Raw genomic sequence first — 15,063 nt, 5'->3', positions numbered from 1 at the left:
CCTCTCACCCCTGCTCTGTCTGGAATCCTGCTCTGTGCCTCTGAATTTGTTCGAGTAACCAGCGGCCTGCCGGGTCGCTGGCATCGGCAGGATATATCTGCACCGTTTGTTCATCTGAGTAGTAATCCTGAGCCCAATCCATATGGCACTCCCAAACTACTACTCCCTGTACATTTGTCAGCTCCTGAACAAGTCGGGCATCCGATTGTTCTCGCACCATGACCAGCTTCGGATATTTTTCCTGCTTGAAGCCTTCCAGCAACACACAGTCATACGCCTGAAAATGCCGGATGAGTCCGGTCACAGGCCGACTTTGTTCCTCTAAAATCGCTGTTCTTCCTGCCGAAACAATCGCTACGCCTTCGGCGCCTGCCTGTCGGTGCTTGTACGTATCTGTTCCCTCATGATCCATCTCAAATTCATGGCCATCATGCTTGATCACTGCTACACGTAGTCCTGACTGCTGCACATATCGAATTAAACCTCCGAGGAAGGTGGTTTTTCCTGTATTTTTGAATCCGACGATTTGACATACAAATGGATGTTTTGTTTTCACGTCACCTGTCCGCCTTGAAGCACCAATACATGCACCTCTTCACCTTCGCGCAAGCCTTCTGTTATGGGAGGAACTACGATCAGACAATCGCTGTCCTTAATCGTGACCATGGCACTGGATTCATCTACTCGCGCAGGAATCGCATATACTTGTCCACCACGTATCTCCAGAGAACTGCGTACAAAGCGGGTATAGTTGTTTACCTTCGTATAATCTGCTCCTAGCTTCGCTGTCCAGGTTTGCAAATACGGATGTGCCGAAGATAACATCATTTGAATAGTTGGACGTACAAACAGCTCACAGCCTACAAAGCATGCGCCGGGATTGCCTGAGAGCGCAAATAACAGCTTGCCGTCTATCACTGCGGCTGTGGTTACACTACCTGGACGCATCGTAACCTTGTTGAACAGCATATTCACATCTTCCTGTCGCACGAGGTCACCCATAATATCAAAATCACCCACCGACACTCCACCACTCGTAACCACGATATCATAGGTAGCTATTGCTTCTCTGACAGAAGCCCGAGCAAGGTTCAAATCATCATGAATGGCTTGCAGAATGAACGGCTCTCCTCCTGCCTCTCTAATTTGAGAAGCCAGCATATATGTATTACTGTTTCGAATTTTCCCCGGTTGTAACGGCTCATCCACTGCGAGCAATTCTGACCCTGTGGAAAAGACGGCCACCCTTGGCTTCCTGTAAACGGGCACCCGATGTACACCAAAAGTAGCCAGTACCGAGATGTGCCCTGCTCCCACACAAGTTCCCTTACTGAGCAAAAGCTGACCTTCCTTAATCTCATGACCAATTTGTGTCACATTTTTGCCAACTTCCATACGCTTCTTCAAGCCAACATATGTCTGTCCATTTTCCTCACGCAGCTGTGTCGCCTCCAGCATAACCACCGTGTCCGCTCCTTCAGGTAATTGTGCTCCTGTCATGATGCGGGCTGCCATTCCCGTCTCCACCCGCTTGTCCGATACGGTGCCACAAGGAATTTCATCAATCACATGTAGCCAGATTTCCTGACCAGTCGAACAGACTTCAGTGTCCGAGGCAAGGATCGCATAGCCGTCCATACCAGAGCGACGAAAGCGGGGATACGGATGTGGCGCAGTCAAATCCATCGCCAGATAGCGACCATGTGCTTGCTCAAGCCCTACGTCCTCCCTTTCGCTCTGTTGAACATAACTAGCTATCCTGCTTTGTGCCTCTTCCACCTTAACTGCTTTACGTTGGAATTTTTCTGTATTTAATGGCGTCTGATTCATGTTCTCACTCCGTTCTTCTAAAATACCCTCTTTCTGTTATAACGCTAAAACCGTTATCTGGCAAATCCGAACGGTATTTATTGGATTGCTGCAAGTCTCTATCCGCCAAAAAACAGCCTGAATATCATATCGCGGCTGTTTTTGGTAGATTTTAATCCTTGGTTTTTGGTTTTGTATGTCATCACGTCAGTTTTCTACGTATATTAGGTTATATTATTTTTACCGAAATAGATTGAATCTATTGTAACCTCATATAACGAGGACATTTGCTGCGCTCGAGCTATTGTTAAATCGGATGAATCTTCCTCTATATGTTTTAATTCATTCATTGACATACCAAGTATATTGCAAGCTATTAACTCACTATATCCTGAAGCGAGTCGTGCCATCTTTATTGTATAAAAGCTAGTGCAAGTTACATTTTCATTTTTATCTGCAACCATCCAATCAACTCCACAATATAATTGATAAAAAAGTAATTTACCTGTATACTCTGAACGAAACACTTTTCCCCTGTTAGGAGCAAGTAAGGTGCAAAAACTTACTCGGGGGAAATGCCTTTTGAAAGAGGAGCTCAAATCTCATGGACGCACTCAATCATGGCTCGCCCGACGAACTGGATATTCGCGGCAACAAATATCCAACTGGATCGCGGGACGTGACAAAATGTCATTCGAGGCGGCAGTCCTCATTTCTAGGATATTGGAGTGTAAAGCTGAGGACTTATATGAGTGGGAACTTGCCTGACAAACAGGCATTTCCTTCGGGGCATTTGTACATGCCGGCATTTACAATATATATCCCGCTTTCACCCTCCTTTTCTTATATGTAGATTGTTTTCACCTTAATTTAAAAGATTGTTATTTTTTTCATAATCAATTTTATCACATGGAAAATGATTAAAAACGGGAAATATGTCGAATTAAATCGAACCCGTCCGGCTTATCCTAGTCTAACTGATTATTGACTTATTCATTTAAATCTGGTAATAAAAATGACCCCTGAATTTTCATGGGTCATTTCCACAGTTTTTTAAGCGCTTTAAGTTTATTATGAGACATCGAGCAAGTGAAGTCAGATCCTTCGAATCGTACCAGCCCTCCAAATGCGTTAGACTCAATTTCACAAACCAAGTCGAGATTTATCAGGGTATCTTTATAAGCTGGATATAGATACGGAAAAGCTTCCCTGCAAGCCTGTGCGGTTAGCCCGATTGTATAAGAGCGATCTCCAGAGTGGAAACGCGGGACATAGTAATTTTTTTTAGGTTCCCACATATCCACACTAAGCATATTCCCTACCTTAAAAAAACCGCTCACTGTTGCCTTACCCACTACCTTGATTTCCGATCCGAAAATATAACGAATTTCTCTATCGGCATTCATTGCATCCGCATATATTTGTTTCCATCGAGATAAATTGGCTGAATTTATACTTTCTTTGATGTCTTGATTTTTAAAAACAACCTGCCCCCCTCCATAATCTCCCGTAACGATCTTGTCCACTTGTGTGATGTTAACCAAATTAGATCCGTCCAAATTGCAAAAAGTGGGTAAGCCTACGGAACATTCATGGAGGGTGGTGGGAACTGTAAATCTTCCATGAGAAGTATGAAAAAGCGGGATGTGATAATTGCTTTTAGGCTTCCACAATTCAATCGCAACTAGGTGATTTTCACAAAAGAAAGAGCAATCTCCAAGTGAATTGTCATCAAGCAATGGAGTGGCTAGGATTCGCTTTCCCTCTTCCATTAAATTCAGTTCTTTTCTGTCTTCTTCAGCTCAGCTGGTACCGGTTTAGCGCCAAATATTGTTTTTTCTTTTTTGGTAGACTCGTTAGCGTATTTCCCAAGGCTTATACTTAAAACTCTCGCCAATTTCTTATCCATTTTCGCTCACCTCCTTTCCATAAAGGAAGAATACTGAATGCTTGTATAACTATAGATAAACATATTATGTGAGATTGTACAAAAAAATTTAATATGCAAACCAAAATACATATCGTTTTATAATACTTGTGATATTTGGTCTTATTAATATAGATAAAATGATTGGGAGCATATACTACAAACACTAATAATGAACAAGCGTTAATTATCAAAATTGTTGATAAACCTAAAGAAACAAAAGGTATAGTTACACATATGGCCGTTGTAAAACAGACACAAAGGGTAAGGTTGCTGAAGTGTACCCCACCTGAAAATCTCCTTACAAACATGATCGTAGCCAGAGCTAGTAATGCCCCCCAAAAATGTCCTGTTATCCAGGCTATAACTGCAACCATTAGTACTGCCGAAATTTCGGTTATTTTTATACCAATCGCATACTCCATCACTTCTACACTTGTAGGTCCATCAGGATCAGCTTTCTTTATTTCTGATGCGATGTGCCTCGATAGCGTTTCTAGCATCCTCGTAATCTCCTTTCTCTGAAAAGAAGTACGAAATTCCAAAAGTTAGCAATGAGATGGAAAGTAGTCCTATCGTATTGGAGTTATAGAGCATATACAAAGTAACAAGAATAGTGACAAATGATATTAGGGAGCCTATGATGAACATTTTATTAAGGGGTGATAGGTAATTTTCACCTTTCAAAAAATCATGTGGGGGCTGAATGATAAATGAGAAACCAAAGTTGTATTTCCCCATGACAAAAGAAATAAAGTACGCAGTAAAAATAGAAGCTAACTGTATAACGTAAATGGAAGAACCAGAAGTATTATTAATAATATCAGGTTGTGCTACTCCGAAAAAATTTGCAAATATATATACAAATAGCTGTAGGTTAATGTAAGCTGTTAGACCAGAACCAGCAGAAAATGCTGCAAGATATGTTTTGATCCCTAAACCAAATCTTAAAAAGAGAACCATTAACAAATACTGAAGCGGAAAATCAAATTTAGGCATGCCTATAACTTCTCTCATGAGAAAGGAAAAGAAAGCTATGCCAATTGCATAGAAAAGTATTTTTCTTCGATTTTCCCACACCGGAAGCATATAAAGCTTCAAGACCAAAGTAACTGCCGCTAAAGCATCGAAAAAACCAAGTAAAATATATAAAAAAGCAGATAACACAGTTACATCATCCTCCTATTTCGCCTGATGTAATTGTATATTTTACTAATAGATGTGGCAATGAAATAATCTAGTAAACTGGTAATTTTTGTGCAATTTGAGGTAAATATTTTTCCATTTGACTTTTTTCTTCAAATTCTATATCCATTTGTGCTAATAAAAAAGCCCCCAAGTGGGCGACGTTGTTTTTGCCAATGTATTATGTTGGTTTTTTTTCGATATCAAGGTTATAATCTACTTAATTTGGGGTGGAGGGATTATAGTGGCTTTAAGTGACAATTTTAAAAAATTACGTATAAAATATCATTTGACTCAACAAGAGCTTGCTGAGATCGCTGGGGTTACCAATAAAGCAATTTCAGCTTGGGAGAGCGGACTTTCTGAACCACGAATGGGTGCTATAGAAAAGATAGCTCGTCATCTCCATATCAAAAAAAGCAACATCATTGAAGACGATGGCATTGAGCACATAAGTTCTGATCAAGTGTAGGTCAAAGTAGACGGTAATAAAATCGAAGTGAGAGCATCCGTTCAATTCACTGTAGGTTATATCAAACAACAAAAAGGAACTGTGCATCAGCTCCACAGTTCCGCAAACAACTTTAGAAGAATATAAAGTATTACCATTATCGTCGACTACGCCGGCTAATTTTACCTGAGCCGCTGCGTGTTTTAGGCTTACTATACGATTTGCGCGGCGAATCAAATATGCTGGAACCGCCGCTGCTGCCTCGGTCACGTGAAATCGAGCCTCTGCTCGGTGAACTGCTGGAGCCTCTATCGAATAAACTCCCGCTTGATCCAACGCTGGAATCCGAATTTTTCCCTCTACGGGTAACTGAGCCTTTTCGCTCCACCGTTATCGGTGGGATCGCTTTTTTCTCCTGTGCTGTTGGAGCACGATATTGCCCTTGTGAAGGTCGGTATACATCTCTGCTCGAATAACCTCGATAGGAGCCAGACCCCCGCAACGAATCGAACAGAGCATCCAGCACAGTTGCAGTTAAGTATCCTTTTAGAAAGCTGGAACTGTAATTTTGCTCGACATACTTTTTACTGTCAATTTCAATGAGTGTGTCTTCCTTCTTAGCTGGATCCTGCTGCAAATGGTACCACTCATCACTATATACCAGAAACATTCGCTCATTGCTCTGAGGTGACATTTGTTCCGGTGTACGCTGTTCTTTCAATTCCTCCGCTACTTCGGGAACCGTTTTGCCTGCTGCGCGATACACGTACGAGGTCGAGTTTCCGCTACCACTAACGGATTCCAGCGGATACGTATCTTTCACATTTGGCGCGCCGCAGCCGCTTAACACGGATACGAACAAGCTCAGCGCCACAATGACCTTTAATGCATATTGCCAGGTGCGTTTGCTCATGTGTAACCCTCTCCTAGCTTGCCCGAATAACCTTGACGTCTCCGGTAATCACTTCTTCTCCTTCATAAAGCATAAAGCGACCGTCCTGCCATTCTACCCGCAATAGATGGTAATCATCAGACTGGTACTGCCAAACATGTTGCTCTCCACCCTGCCGGAAAGGAGCACGGCCCATAACGGTAACATGCCCAAAATACTGTTCTTCCAAATGATACGTTATATTATCCAGTTCTAAAATGGTCGGTACTTCCTCCGGGTTGTCTAGTCTGCCATCGATGGCCTGATAAAGCCCGAATTGCAGTGTTTCCCGTTCCTCAATATGAAGATAACTCACTTGATTACCATCCTGAAGCGTCAAAACAACGGCATTCCGAGCACGATTATGTACACGACCTACCACTTCATAGGTGACAAGCGACACCTCACAAATATCCCCTGGATTTAAGTGAAGCATGCTTTTTTCCGCTTTCGGCGGTTCAGGTTTGGCAAATAGATTTGAAATTCGTTTCCATACACTCATGGTCATATTCCCTCCTTACTTTGCCTAGAAGCATGCTGTAATGATTAAGGCACCAACCAAATGCAGCGCTCCCGAAAACAGACCGAAACCAATTTTACCTTCCTGGGTACCTTTATCCAGATCAAACTGTGCCCAATACCGCAACAGCAGGCGCACAATCACTTCTAAAACAAGCAGGATAATAAAGGCAATCACAGAATACACAAGCGCTTCGAGCAAATTATTAGCTGTAGCAATTGAACCTGATAAAATATATCCTTGTGCAATCAGCTTCATAATCATCCGTACCGTTACGGCCATATTTCCGGCTTTTACTTCGGCAAAATCCTTATACTTTGTAAATAAAGAATCGACATACATTAATACGAACAGCAAAATAGCACCCGCGCCCGTCCATACCAGCATCGCTTTCATCGTTTCTAAAAAATGCATTTGCTACCATCCTCCACATCTTCTTGAATACATATATTAATTTACGCCCCCAGGCAGGGAAAAGCGAAGGAGAAAACGTTTCTCCTTCGCTTACTGAGCCATCACACTAGCGGCAATGCTTAAAAGTTCTTATTTGTTTTCGTATTGTTTCAGCAAAGCAGCAAGTTCATCGTCCACAGCACTTTTCTTATCCAGCTCTTTGAACTCTTCATCCAGCGATTTTTCCTTGGAAGCCATTTCGTTGCTCGCTTCAGCACGTGCTTCTGCTTGCAGCATTTTTTCCTCCATACGCTTCAATCCAGCAGTTGCCGTATCCGAGCTAAAACCGTTCATAGCTTTGTTAATTTCAGTTTGCGCTTTAGCTGCGTTATAACGGGCAACCAGTGTCTCGCGCTTGTTTTTCATTTCAGTCAGCTGTCTACGCATTTCATCCAGCTTACCACGCAGGTTGTCAGCTGCAGCTTTGTTTTGCTCATAACCAGCTTGGAACTCGTTCATTTTTTGTTCGGCAGATTTCTTTTCTTCCAGCGCACGACGAGCAAGATCCACATTTTGTGCTTTTGCAGCCGTATGAGCCTGTTCTTCGCGTTTTTTCACCAAAGCTGCCTGTTCTTCGTATTGCTGTTTGAATCTCTTTTCAATAGCAATTTGAGCGGCTACCGCTTTCTCTGCGTCTTCCAGATCCTCTTGCATATCACGAATGTATTGATCCGTCATTTTAACTGGATCTTCTGCCTTGTCGATAATGGCGTTAATGTTAGACATCGTAAGATCTCTTAATCGTTTGAAAATAGACATGTGAAGTTCCTCCTAGAATTGAATGCTTAAATTTTAAGCTCTGTACACATGTTTACGCAAGCTTTGCAAAGAGGTTTCAAAAATATCTAAAAACCGCGTAGATAAGGCTCTGGGATATCTGCCTGTACTTTTAGCGCCCGTGAAGCATGCAGCGCCCAATAGGGATCACGCAGCATGGCACGCCCTATGGCTACCAGATCAGCTTCATTTTGCTGAACGACTCGGCGGGCATCCTCATAATCATCCAATAAGCCGACAGCAATGACAGGCACATTCAATTTTTCACGGACGGTATGAGCCAAATCGACCTGATAACCAGCACGCGCAGACGGGCCTCCGCTGGAGCCTATCGGACCCTCACCACCAGAAGAAATATGGAAAATGTCCACACCTGCATCACGATATCGTTCCCCTATGGCTGCTATGTATTCAACATCATATCCGTCTTGGACATATTCTTTGGCAGATATCCGCATTAGCACAGGCATATCAGCAGGAAGTACCTCTTTAACAGCACGGATCACCTCAACACCAAACAGTGACAAATCCTGCCCATACTCATCTTCTCTGGTATTGGTTAAAGGGGAATGAAATTGATGGATCAGATAGCCGTGAGCACCATGAATCTCTACCGTGTCAAAACCCGCTTCTACCGCCCGGCGAGCCCCCTCTTTGTAGGCCTGAACCAGTTCCTTGACTTCTGCTCTCGTCAAAGTGTGGGGATCTTTAAAGCGTTCACTAAAGGGGATCGAGGACGGGCCTACAGGTGTCTCAGCATCCTCGGCCTTGCGTCCGGCATGGCCTAATTGAATGGCAATTTTGGCACCATACTTGTGGACTTCCTCTACAATTTTGCGATATGCAGGAATATGTTCGTCACTCCAAATGCCCAAATCACGATCCGTAATGCGTCCATCTGGATGAACCGCTGTCATTTCCACAATTATGAGCCCAGTCCCTCCTACCGCGCGACTCACATAATGGACATAATGCCAATCCGTCGGTTTGCCGTCCTTGGCCTCCACGCTGTATTGGCACATTGGGGGCATGACAATCCGATTTTTTAATGAAAGCCCCTTTAATTGATAAGGAGTAAACAAGTCGGTCACTTTTATCCATCCTTCCCTCAATTCCAAGTATGTATCATTATGAATAGCATCCCCATTATACACCAGCTGTCACGGCATACCGAATCCTTTGTAAGGCTAAAACTTGCGAAAATGCTTCAGTTTTCGGTCATGTTTAAGAGAATATGTACGTTTACTTCGTCATCTTCACGGATACCCGCTTCATGATGTACTTCTCTTCAGCCGTGGAGGGCTTCACTCAATCACCAGCATAATTTTAATAGGACAGGTACATAATAGCTGAGAGCCCACTAGGTACCACTGCACGGAAAGGGGGAATACAAATGCGGTACAGGGGAGTGTTGCCATGTTTAGCACTGTTACTAGCATTTTCAAGTTTTCCCGTTCACGCGGACACGCCTCCCAACATTCGAACGCCCCATCCCAAGGAAGCTGCTGCCGCTACTTCGGTATATCAAAGTAAAGATCGAGCTACTCCAACATTAGCGATGCTACGAAAAAAGCATGCGGACATTTTTAAAATGTGCGGCCCGCACACCCGCCAAATTGCCTTAACCTTTGATGATGTGCCCGATTCAAGGTATACGCCGCAGGTTTTGGACGTATTACACGCAAACGGTATCAAAGCTACCTTTTTTATCGTCGGCCACCGTGCGGAAAAGCATCCGGGGATCATACGCCGCATCATCCGCGAAGGTCATGCTATAGGAAACCATTCCTATACTCATCCGGATTTCAGGAAGGCCACACCAGAACGTTTTCGCCACCAGATTACAAAAACAGAACGCATTTTAGAAGCCAGCATAGGTTTTCGACCCAGATTGATACGACCACCCTATGGTGAAATCACGGAGCCTCAAATCCAGTGGGCACGTCGTCATGGGTACATGATCGTCAATTGGAATGTGGACTCTCTAGACTGGAAGGGATTAAGCAAAACACAAATTCAGCGCAACGTGATCCCGGCTACCGGACCTGGCTCCATTATTTTAATGCATGCAGGTGGAGGTCAAAGTTCCAACTTGCAAGGCACTGTCCAAGCTTTGCCGGGTCTAATCCACTCTCTAAAAGCTAAGGGCTACAAATTTGTCACTGTCCCCCGGCTACTTCACACATCGGAACGAAAATAACAGTATGTCTAAGCTTCAAATATACCAACAACGTAAAAAGGCTGCCTTAACGAACAGAATGCTTCTGCTTGTAAGACAGCCTTTTTTAGCGATAAACGACCGGGCCTAATAAAAAGTCGTCCCAGTTATATGTTGTATGATAGATCAAGTTTACATAACTTATATTATGTTTAATCAAATCATACATAAGCACAATGCTATTTATCAATGACGTACAGTTTCACATTCTGGAAGCCGAAGTCGTTCACGAATGATTTATTGCCAGGGATAAAGATATCAATCCGCTTTCCGGTAATAGCACTGCCCTGATCACGGGCAACGGCCACAAAAGAATGATCTGGCAATCCGGGATGGGAATAACCTGTAACTAGCACCTTTGTTCCCATAGGAATGACTTTCGGGTCTACCGCAATTGTACCTAGCTTAAGCGGATTGCCGTAATAATCAACCGCACCCCATTTGCCATTTTCATCAGCTGCGGCAGAATATGCTGTAGCTTTAACATCAACTACTTTACTGTAATTGAATGTTTTGCCCCATGCTTCAATTGTTGGCTTCTCATTCGCTGGTGCTTTCTCTGTAAGAAGCTGTGGCTTCGAATCCGAAGCCGCCTTTACACTTTTTTCGTCTGGCACTTTAATTTGCAGACCTGCATATATGTTGTTGGACGCAATATCCGGGTTAGCCTTCGTCAACTCATCTACTGATACCCCATAACGTTGAGCAAGCAAAAAGAAGGTATCGCCTTCTTTGGCAGTATGAAGCGAAGCAGCATCTGCTACTCCAGCTGTCTGTGCCAGCCCTGCAATAGCTGCAGCAAGCACCGCAAATTTCATAGTTTGTCCAATATGTTTTAAATGTTTCAAAGATATGTACCTCCTCTGTTATGCCTGCGAAGTTAGCTGTCGGATTCGGACTCAGGAGAAGCCCTATGCTTGTGCAATTCACCCCTAGGCATATCCACAACATCTTATGATGCATTGGAATCATTGCCGTTGTTACGTCCCCCGCACTTCCCATGGTTTGAGCCCAGCACCTGAGTATTTATTATCATTACTGCTGCCCCGGTAAGTTTTGGCTCACTGCATAATATCACAATTTTGTAACCTTATCTGCATGAAAATGTTGGTAACCTTGAATATCATACTATACTCATTACAATTTTGTCATCAAGAATCCGTTTTCTGTTACGAAAATATGGAGATATGGTGACAAAAAGAGAAAAGCCCTCCGTGAAACATCATCACGAGAGGGCTTTGTTAATATTTCATAAAAGCATTTTCTTACAGCACTTTAGCAAGAAAATCACGGGTACGGTCATGGCTTGGAGTACCGAATACTTGCTCAGGCGTACCTTGTTCTATAATTTGACCGTTGTCCATAAAGATGATTCGATCCCCTACCTCACGGGCAAAGCCCATTTCATGCGTCACGATCACCATCGTCATGCCGCCCTCAGCGAGCTTCTTCATCACGTCCAGAACCTCTCCAACCATTTCAGGGTCAAGAGCAGAAGTAGGCTCATCGAACAGCATTACGTGCGGCTGCATGGCCAAAGCACGTGCTATCGCAATACGTTGTTTTTGACCGCCAGATAACTGGTTCGGGTAGGTATTCTTCTTATCCTCAAGACCCACGGTCCGCAGGAGCTCCAGCGCAATTTTCTCCGCTTCTTTCCCCGACTGCTTTTTCACCTGCGTTGGTGCAAGCGTCAGATTCTGCAGTATTGTTTTATGCGGAAACAGATTAAAATGCTGGAAAACCATCCCCATCTTCTCCCGAGTCGCATTAATATTATGACCACGGGCCGTAATCGGCTCACCCTCAAACAAAATTTCCCCTTCTGTTGGCTGTTCCAACAGATTCATACAACGCAAAAACGTACTTTTTCCTGAACCACTCGGACCGATAATGACGACTACTTCACCTTTGGCGATATCTATATCAATGCCTTTTAAAATTTCATTCTTACCGAATGATTTACGCAGTTGTTTAACGGTGATCACTGGCTCTCAACTTCCTTTCCCATAAACCCAACAGCTTAGATAAGCTGAATGTCATTACAAAATAAATAGCGGCTGCGATTACGAACGGACTCAAGCCTTCGTAGGTAATATTCTTAATGACCTGGGCTTGATACATAATATCCACCATCCCAATGGTCGAAATAATAGATGATTCTTTAATAATCGTAATGAACTCATTACCAATAGCAGGCAATATAGATTTAAATGCTTGCGGTAAAATGACATGACGCATTGCTTTGCCTCGTCCCATCCCGAGCGAGCGGGCAGCTTCCATCTGTCCACGGTCTACTGCCTGAATACCAGCACGGAAAATTTCAGCCAAATATGCCGAACTATTCAGTGACAACGTAATTATGCCGGACTGGAGTGGCGTAAAATTAACACCCAACGTCAAAGCAACTCCGTAATGAATGATCATGAGCTGCACCAGCATAGGTGTGCCACGCAGTATCTCTACATATGCGGTACCTAACCACTCGATAATACGAATCCCACTCATCCGCAGCAAAGATATGATCAGACCAATAATGAATCCGAATAGTACTCCAAGCGCAGACAGCAATAGAGTGTAGCCGATACCCGTAGCGTAGAAACTGCGATATTTCAAAAATATATCTACAATGCTATTCGAAGAAACTTGTCGGTCTGCAGACAGTGCACTTGCTTCTGTAGAAAACTTCTCAATCGAACCGTCTGCTTTCAGGCGAGCCAACGTTTTATTTACTGAAGCAAGCAATTCCGCATTTCCTTTACGAATGCCTACAGCAGTTTCTGCTCCTTCATCCTCAGGTACTGCCTTGGCAAGTGTTACGGTACCGTCTAGTGTGTATCCTTTAGCAACGGTATCTTCGATTACAACCGCGTTGATACGGTTGGTCCGAAGCTGGAGTACCAGATCGGATATTTTATCCAATGAGGTCACAGAAGCATTAGGCACTTTTTGCGCAATTTCTTCCTGGATACTTCCCTTCTGCGCACCGAGCTTCTCTCCTTTTAGAGCAGCCATCGTTGAATATTTGTCTTTATCCTCTGGACGTACCATAATGACTTGCTTGGAACGATAGTATACATCCGAAAAATCAATGCTCTTTCTGCGTTCATCCGTCGGTGTCATACCGGACAGTACCAAGTCTACGCGACCACTTTGCAGAGCAGGCAGCAAAGAGTCAAAACTCATGTCCTCTGGGACCATCTCCGCATTCAGATCCTTGGCGATTTCCTTGGCAATTTCAACATCAAACCCAACAATGGTATCCTGACCGTTAATAACTTTATGAAACTCATACGGCGGAAAGTCAGCACTCATGCCCACTACAAGTTTTTTCTGTGGCTTTTCTTCCGATCCGTATGCAGTGAGCATGGGAAGACCAGCCAACAGCAAGATAACCGCCGACAAAACCAGGGCGGTAAAACGATATGCCTTTTTCAATCTTTTTTTCTCTCCTTAAATTCTTTATAATAAATAAGATTGTGTCATTATAAATGAATATGCATGATTATGCAATGAATCTTATAGTACAATTTTAGTATATCTATCGCAGTACCTACATTACAGCATATATAAAGGAGTTTTTAGCATGAATTTCAAACAGACCATTCAACACACCATTGAACAGCACGCCCAGCGGTTTAAGGACATTTCGTTATATATTGGCGCAAACCCTGAACTTGGAAACGAGGAATTCCTGGCCTCTGCCCGTTTAAAAGAAGAACTTGCTTTTCACGGATTTGAAGTTCAGGCACCCGTATTGGGTATAGAAACAGCCTTTATTGCTACTTACAAAGCAACAAAGCCTGGACCAATCATTGCTTTTCTGGCAGAATACGACGCTCTGAAAGGGCTAGGACACGCCTGTGGGCACCATTTGATATGTATGATGAGTACAGGCGCTGCCGTCGGTCTCAAATCAATTATCGACGAGACTGGTGGAGAAGTACGTGTATACGGCACACCTGCCGAAGAAACACGCGGTGCAAAGGTTCCGATGGCGGCGGCCGGGTTGTTTGATGATTGCGACATAGCTATGATGACACATCCCTTTGACCGCTACGAAAAATCAGGCAAATCGCTAGCGATTGATGCTGTGCAGTTCGAATTTTTTGGTCAATCCGCTCATGCTGCGGCCAGTCCGCACGAAGGGATTAATGCTTTGGACGCTGTGATTCAAACGTTTAACGGGATTAACGCATTTCGGCAACAGGTGAAAAGTACGGTACGTATCCATGGCATCATTAATCAGGGTGGGCAGGCTGCCAATATTATTCCTGATTACGCCTCAGCCCAATTTTACGTGAGGGCCGCTACACGCCAAGAGCTGAACCCGCTTACCCGCCGTGTTGTTCAAATTGCTGAAGGAGCTGCTTTACAAGCCGGGTGTCGTTTGGAAACTTCCAATTATGAGACTTCTTACGATGAAATGGTGACTAATCGTGTACTCTCCGACACCTTTACCGCAAATTTGGTGCAGGCTGGCATTGCGCAAGAAGATATTACGGAGGGTGAAGATCATGGCTCTATGGATATCGGAAATGTATCACTTCATTGCCCTGCGATCCACCCGTACATTCAAGTTATTGACGAGAAGCATGCCTTGCATACACCAGAATTCCGCGATTTAGCAATGCAGGACCGCGCAATGGAAGGAATGCTCTTGGCCGCGAGAACCTTGGCATGGACGGCTTGCGATGTAATCACAAATTCTGAGCTGCTGGCACAGATTAAAAAAGAATTCGCTCTACTGAATAGCAAAAGCTAAAATCGGAAATGCCGTCTTCTTTTAGAA

19 protein-coding genes and 1 riboswitch are annotated in these 15,063 nt (G+C 43.7%); of the genes, 4 read left to right on the top strand and 15 right to left on the bottom strand.

All coding sequences use genetic code 11. The features are described from left to right. Nucleotides 1-4: 4 nt before the first annotated feature. From mobB to C0638_RS19780, 3 genes are all read right to left on the bottom strand, one after another. Nucleotides 5-556 carry a molybdopterin-guanine dinucleotide biosynthesis protein B gene (gene mobB / locus C0638_RS19790; protein ID WP_025674559.1) on the bottom strand — a complete coding sequence of 184 codons (552 nt, stop codon included), beginning with the start codon at nt 554-556 and terminating at the stop codon, nt 5-7. Continuing rightward, nucleotides 553-1,830, bottom strand: a complete 1,278-nt coding sequence (locus C0638_RS19785; protein ID WP_058711194.1) for a molybdopterin molybdotransferase MoeA — start codon at nt 1,828-1,830, stop codon at nt 553-555. Before C0638_RS19785 ends, mobB begins: the two co-directional genes overlap by 4 nt. 203 nt (nt 1,831-2,033) lie before the next feature. Next, the gene (locus C0638_RS19780; RefSeq protein WP_058711193.1) at nt 2,034-2,273 is read right to left on the bottom strand and encodes a helix-turn-helix domain-containing protein; all 240 of its coding nucleotides are present in this window, start codon (nt 2,271-2,273) and stop codon (nt 2,034-2,036) included. Between the two features lie 88 nt (nt 2,274-2,361). Here C0638_RS19780 and C0638_RS19775 point away from each other — a divergent pair, with 88 nt between their 5' ends. Next, entirely contained in the window at nt 2,362-2,577 is a 216-nt protein-coding gene (locus C0638_RS19775) for a helix-turn-helix transcriptional regulator (protein ID WP_016820733.1), read from the top strand. Between the two features lie 269 nt (nt 2,578-2,846). On the opposite strand, the gene C0638_RS19770 is transcribed toward C0638_RS19775, so the two are convergent. From C0638_RS19770 to C0638_RS19760, 4 genes are read right to left on the bottom strand one after another with little or no spacing between them, the layout of a single operon-like run. Further along, complete coding sequence (locus C0638_RS19770) at nt 2,847-3,581, bottom strand: hypothetical protein (protein ID WP_013371423.1); 735 nt, start codon at nt 3,579-3,581, stop codon at nt 2,847-2,849. Between the two features lie 5 nt (nt 3,582-3,586). Continuing rightward, on the bottom strand, nt 3,587-3,718 hold the full coding sequence (locus C0638_RS26005; RefSeq protein ID WP_013371424.1) for a hypothetical protein: 132 nt from the start codon (nt 3,716-3,718) through the stop codon (nt 3,587-3,589). After that, entirely contained in the window at nt 3,691-4,161 is a 471-nt protein-coding gene (locus C0638_RS26215; protein ID WP_369126322.1) for an accessory gene regulator ArgB-like protein, read from the bottom strand. The genes C0638_RS26005 and C0638_RS26215 overlap by 28 nt, the downstream gene beginning before the upstream one ends. A 28-nt stretch (nt 4,162-4,189) precedes the next feature. Beyond that, nucleotides 4,190-4,903, bottom strand: coding sequence for a hypothetical protein (locus tag C0638_RS19760; RefSeq protein WP_040103619.1), 714 nt, complete (start codon nt 4,901-4,903; stop codon nt 4,190-4,192). 262 nt (nt 4,904-5,165) lie between these two features. Between C0638_RS19760 and C0638_RS19755 the strand changes: the two genes are divergently transcribed. Then, nucleotides 5,166-5,393: a helix-turn-helix transcriptional regulator gene (locus C0638_RS19755; protein ID WP_013371426.1), complete on the top strand. Its 228-nt coding sequence runs from the start codon at nt 5,166-5,168 to the stop codon at nt 5,391-5,393. A 136-nt stretch (nt 5,394-5,529) separates the two neighbouring features. Here C0638_RS19755 and C0638_RS19750 read toward each other — a convergent pair whose 3' ends face one another. The 5 genes from C0638_RS19750 to C0638_RS19730 form a co-directional block, all read right to left on the bottom strand. Then, nucleotides 5,530-6,285: a DUF4247 domain-containing protein gene (locus tag C0638_RS19750; protein WP_025674568.1), complete on the bottom strand. Its 756-nt coding sequence runs from the start codon at nt 6,283-6,285 to the stop codon at nt 5,530-5,532. 13 nt (nt 6,286-6,298) lie between these two features. Beyond that, nucleotides 6,299-6,805 carry a DUF4178 domain-containing protein gene (locus tag C0638_RS19745; RefSeq protein WP_058711192.1) on the bottom strand — a complete coding sequence of 169 codons (507 nt, stop codon included), beginning with the start codon at nt 6,803-6,805 and terminating at the stop codon, nt 6,299-6,301. A 24-nt stretch (nt 6,806-6,829) separates the two neighbouring features. Further along, a complete protein-coding gene (locus tag C0638_RS19740; protein WP_013371429.1) occupies nt 6,830-7,237 on the bottom strand; it encodes a DUF350 domain-containing protein in 408 nt (135 codons plus the stop codon). Between the two features lie 129 nt (nt 7,238-7,366). Continuing rightward, nucleotides 7,367-8,035, bottom strand: coding sequence for a PspA/IM30 family protein (locus C0638_RS19735; RefSeq protein WP_013371430.1), 669 nt, complete (start codon nt 8,033-8,035; stop codon nt 7,367-7,369). Between the two features lie 86 nt (nt 8,036-8,121). Then, nucleotides 8,122-9,144, bottom strand: coding sequence for an NADH:flavin oxidoreductase/NADH oxidase (locus C0638_RS19730; RefSeq protein ID WP_058711191.1), 1,023 nt, complete (start codon nt 9,142-9,144; stop codon nt 8,122-8,124). A gap of 302 nt (nt 9,145-9,446) precedes the next feature. Here C0638_RS19730 and C0638_RS19725 point away from each other — a divergent pair, with 302 nt between their 5' ends. Next, nucleotides 9,447-10,253, top strand: coding sequence for a polysaccharide deacetylase family protein (locus tag C0638_RS19725; RefSeq protein ID WP_058711190.1), 807 nt, complete (start codon nt 9,447-9,449; stop codon nt 10,251-10,253). Between the two features lie 197 nt (nt 10,254-10,450). Here C0638_RS19725 and C0638_RS19720 read toward each other — a convergent pair whose 3' ends face one another. The 3 genes from C0638_RS19720 to C0638_RS19710 all read right to left on the bottom strand — a co-directional run bounded on the left by C0638_RS19720 (nt 10,451) and on the right by C0638_RS19710 (nt 13,709). Next, nucleotides 10,451-11,119: a 3D domain-containing protein gene (locus C0638_RS19720; protein WP_013371434.1), complete on the bottom strand. Its 669-nt coding sequence runs from the start codon at nt 11,117-11,119 to the stop codon at nt 10,451-10,453. A 6-nt stretch (nt 11,120-11,125) separates the two neighbouring features. Continuing rightward, nucleotides 11,126-11,293: riboswitch (cyclic di-AMP (ydaO/yuaA leader) on the bottom strand. A gap of 243 nt (nt 11,294-11,536) precedes the next feature. Continuing rightward, nucleotides 11,537-12,259 (bottom strand): amino acid ABC transporter ATP-binding protein, encoded by a 723-nt coding sequence (locus tag C0638_RS19715; protein ID WP_013371435.1) that lies wholly within the window; start codon nt 12,257-12,259, stop codon nt 11,537-11,539. Then, a complete protein-coding gene (locus C0638_RS19710; protein ID WP_013371436.1) occupies nt 12,246-13,709 on the bottom strand; it encodes an ABC transporter substrate-binding protein/permease in 1,464 nt (487 codons plus the stop codon). Before C0638_RS19710 ends, C0638_RS19715 begins: the two co-directional genes overlap by 14 nt. A 148-nt stretch (nt 13,710-13,857) precedes the next feature. On the opposite strand from C0638_RS19710, the gene C0638_RS19705 reads away from it, so the two are divergent. Continuing rightward, nucleotides 13,858-15,036, top strand: a complete 1,179-nt coding sequence (locus C0638_RS19705) for a M20 family metallopeptidase (protein WP_058712421.1) — start codon at nt 13,858-13,860, stop codon at nt 15,034-15,036. The last annotated feature ends 27 nt before the right edge of the window (nt 15,037-15,063 follow it).

The organism is Paenibacillus sp. lzh-N1, assembly GCF_002872435.1.
GTDB lineage: Bacteria > Bacillota > Bacilli > Paenibacillales > Paenibacillaceae > Paenibacillus > Paenibacillus polymyxa_C.
This window is presented reverse-complemented; position numbering and strand designations above follow the sequence as displayed.

Excerpts from the sequence above, each read along its gene's own strand:
- C0638_RS19785 (WP_058711194.1), bottom strand. The coding sequence starts at position 1,830 with ATGAATCAGACGCCATTAAATACAGAAAAATTCCAACGTAAAGCAGTT.
- C0638_RS19780 (WP_058711193.1), bottom strand. The coding sequence starts at position 2,273 with ATGGTTGCAGATAAAAATGAAAATGTAACTTGCACTAGCTTTTATACA.
- C0638_RS19770 (WP_013371423.1), bottom strand. The coding sequence starts at position 3,581 with ATGGAAGAGGGAAAGCGAATCCTAGCCACTCCATTGCTTGATGACAAT.
- C0638_RS26005 (WP_013371424.1), bottom strand. The coding sequence starts at position 3,718 with ATGGATAAGAAATTGGCGAGAGTTTTAAGTATAAGCCTTGGGAAATAC.
- C0638_RS26215 (WP_369126322.1), bottom strand. The coding sequence starts at position 4,161 with ATGGAGTATGCGATTGGTATAAAAATAACCGAAATTTCGGCAGTACTA.
- C0638_RS19750 (WP_025674568.1), bottom strand. The coding sequence starts at position 6,285 with ATGAGCAAACGCACCTGGCAATATGCATTAAAGGTCATTGTGGCGCTG.
- C0638_RS19745 (WP_058711192.1), bottom strand. The coding sequence starts at position 6,805 with ATGAGTGTATGGAAACGAATTTCAAATCTATTTGCCAAACCTGAACCG.
- C0638_RS19740 (WP_013371429.1), bottom strand. The coding sequence starts at position 7,237 with ATGCATTTTTTAGAAACGATGAAAGCGATGCTGGTATGGACGGGCGCG.
- C0638_RS19735 (WP_013371430.1), bottom strand. The coding sequence starts at position 8,035 with ATGTCTATTTTCAAACGATTAAGAGATCTTACGATGTCTAACATTAAC.
- C0638_RS19725 (WP_058711190.1), top strand. The coding sequence starts at position 9,447 with ATGCGGTACAGGGGAGTGTTGCCATGTTTAGCACTGTTACTAGCATTT.
- C0638_RS19705 (WP_058712421.1), top strand. The coding sequence starts at position 13,858 with ATGAATTTCAAACAGACCATTCAACACACCATTGAACAGCACGCCCAG.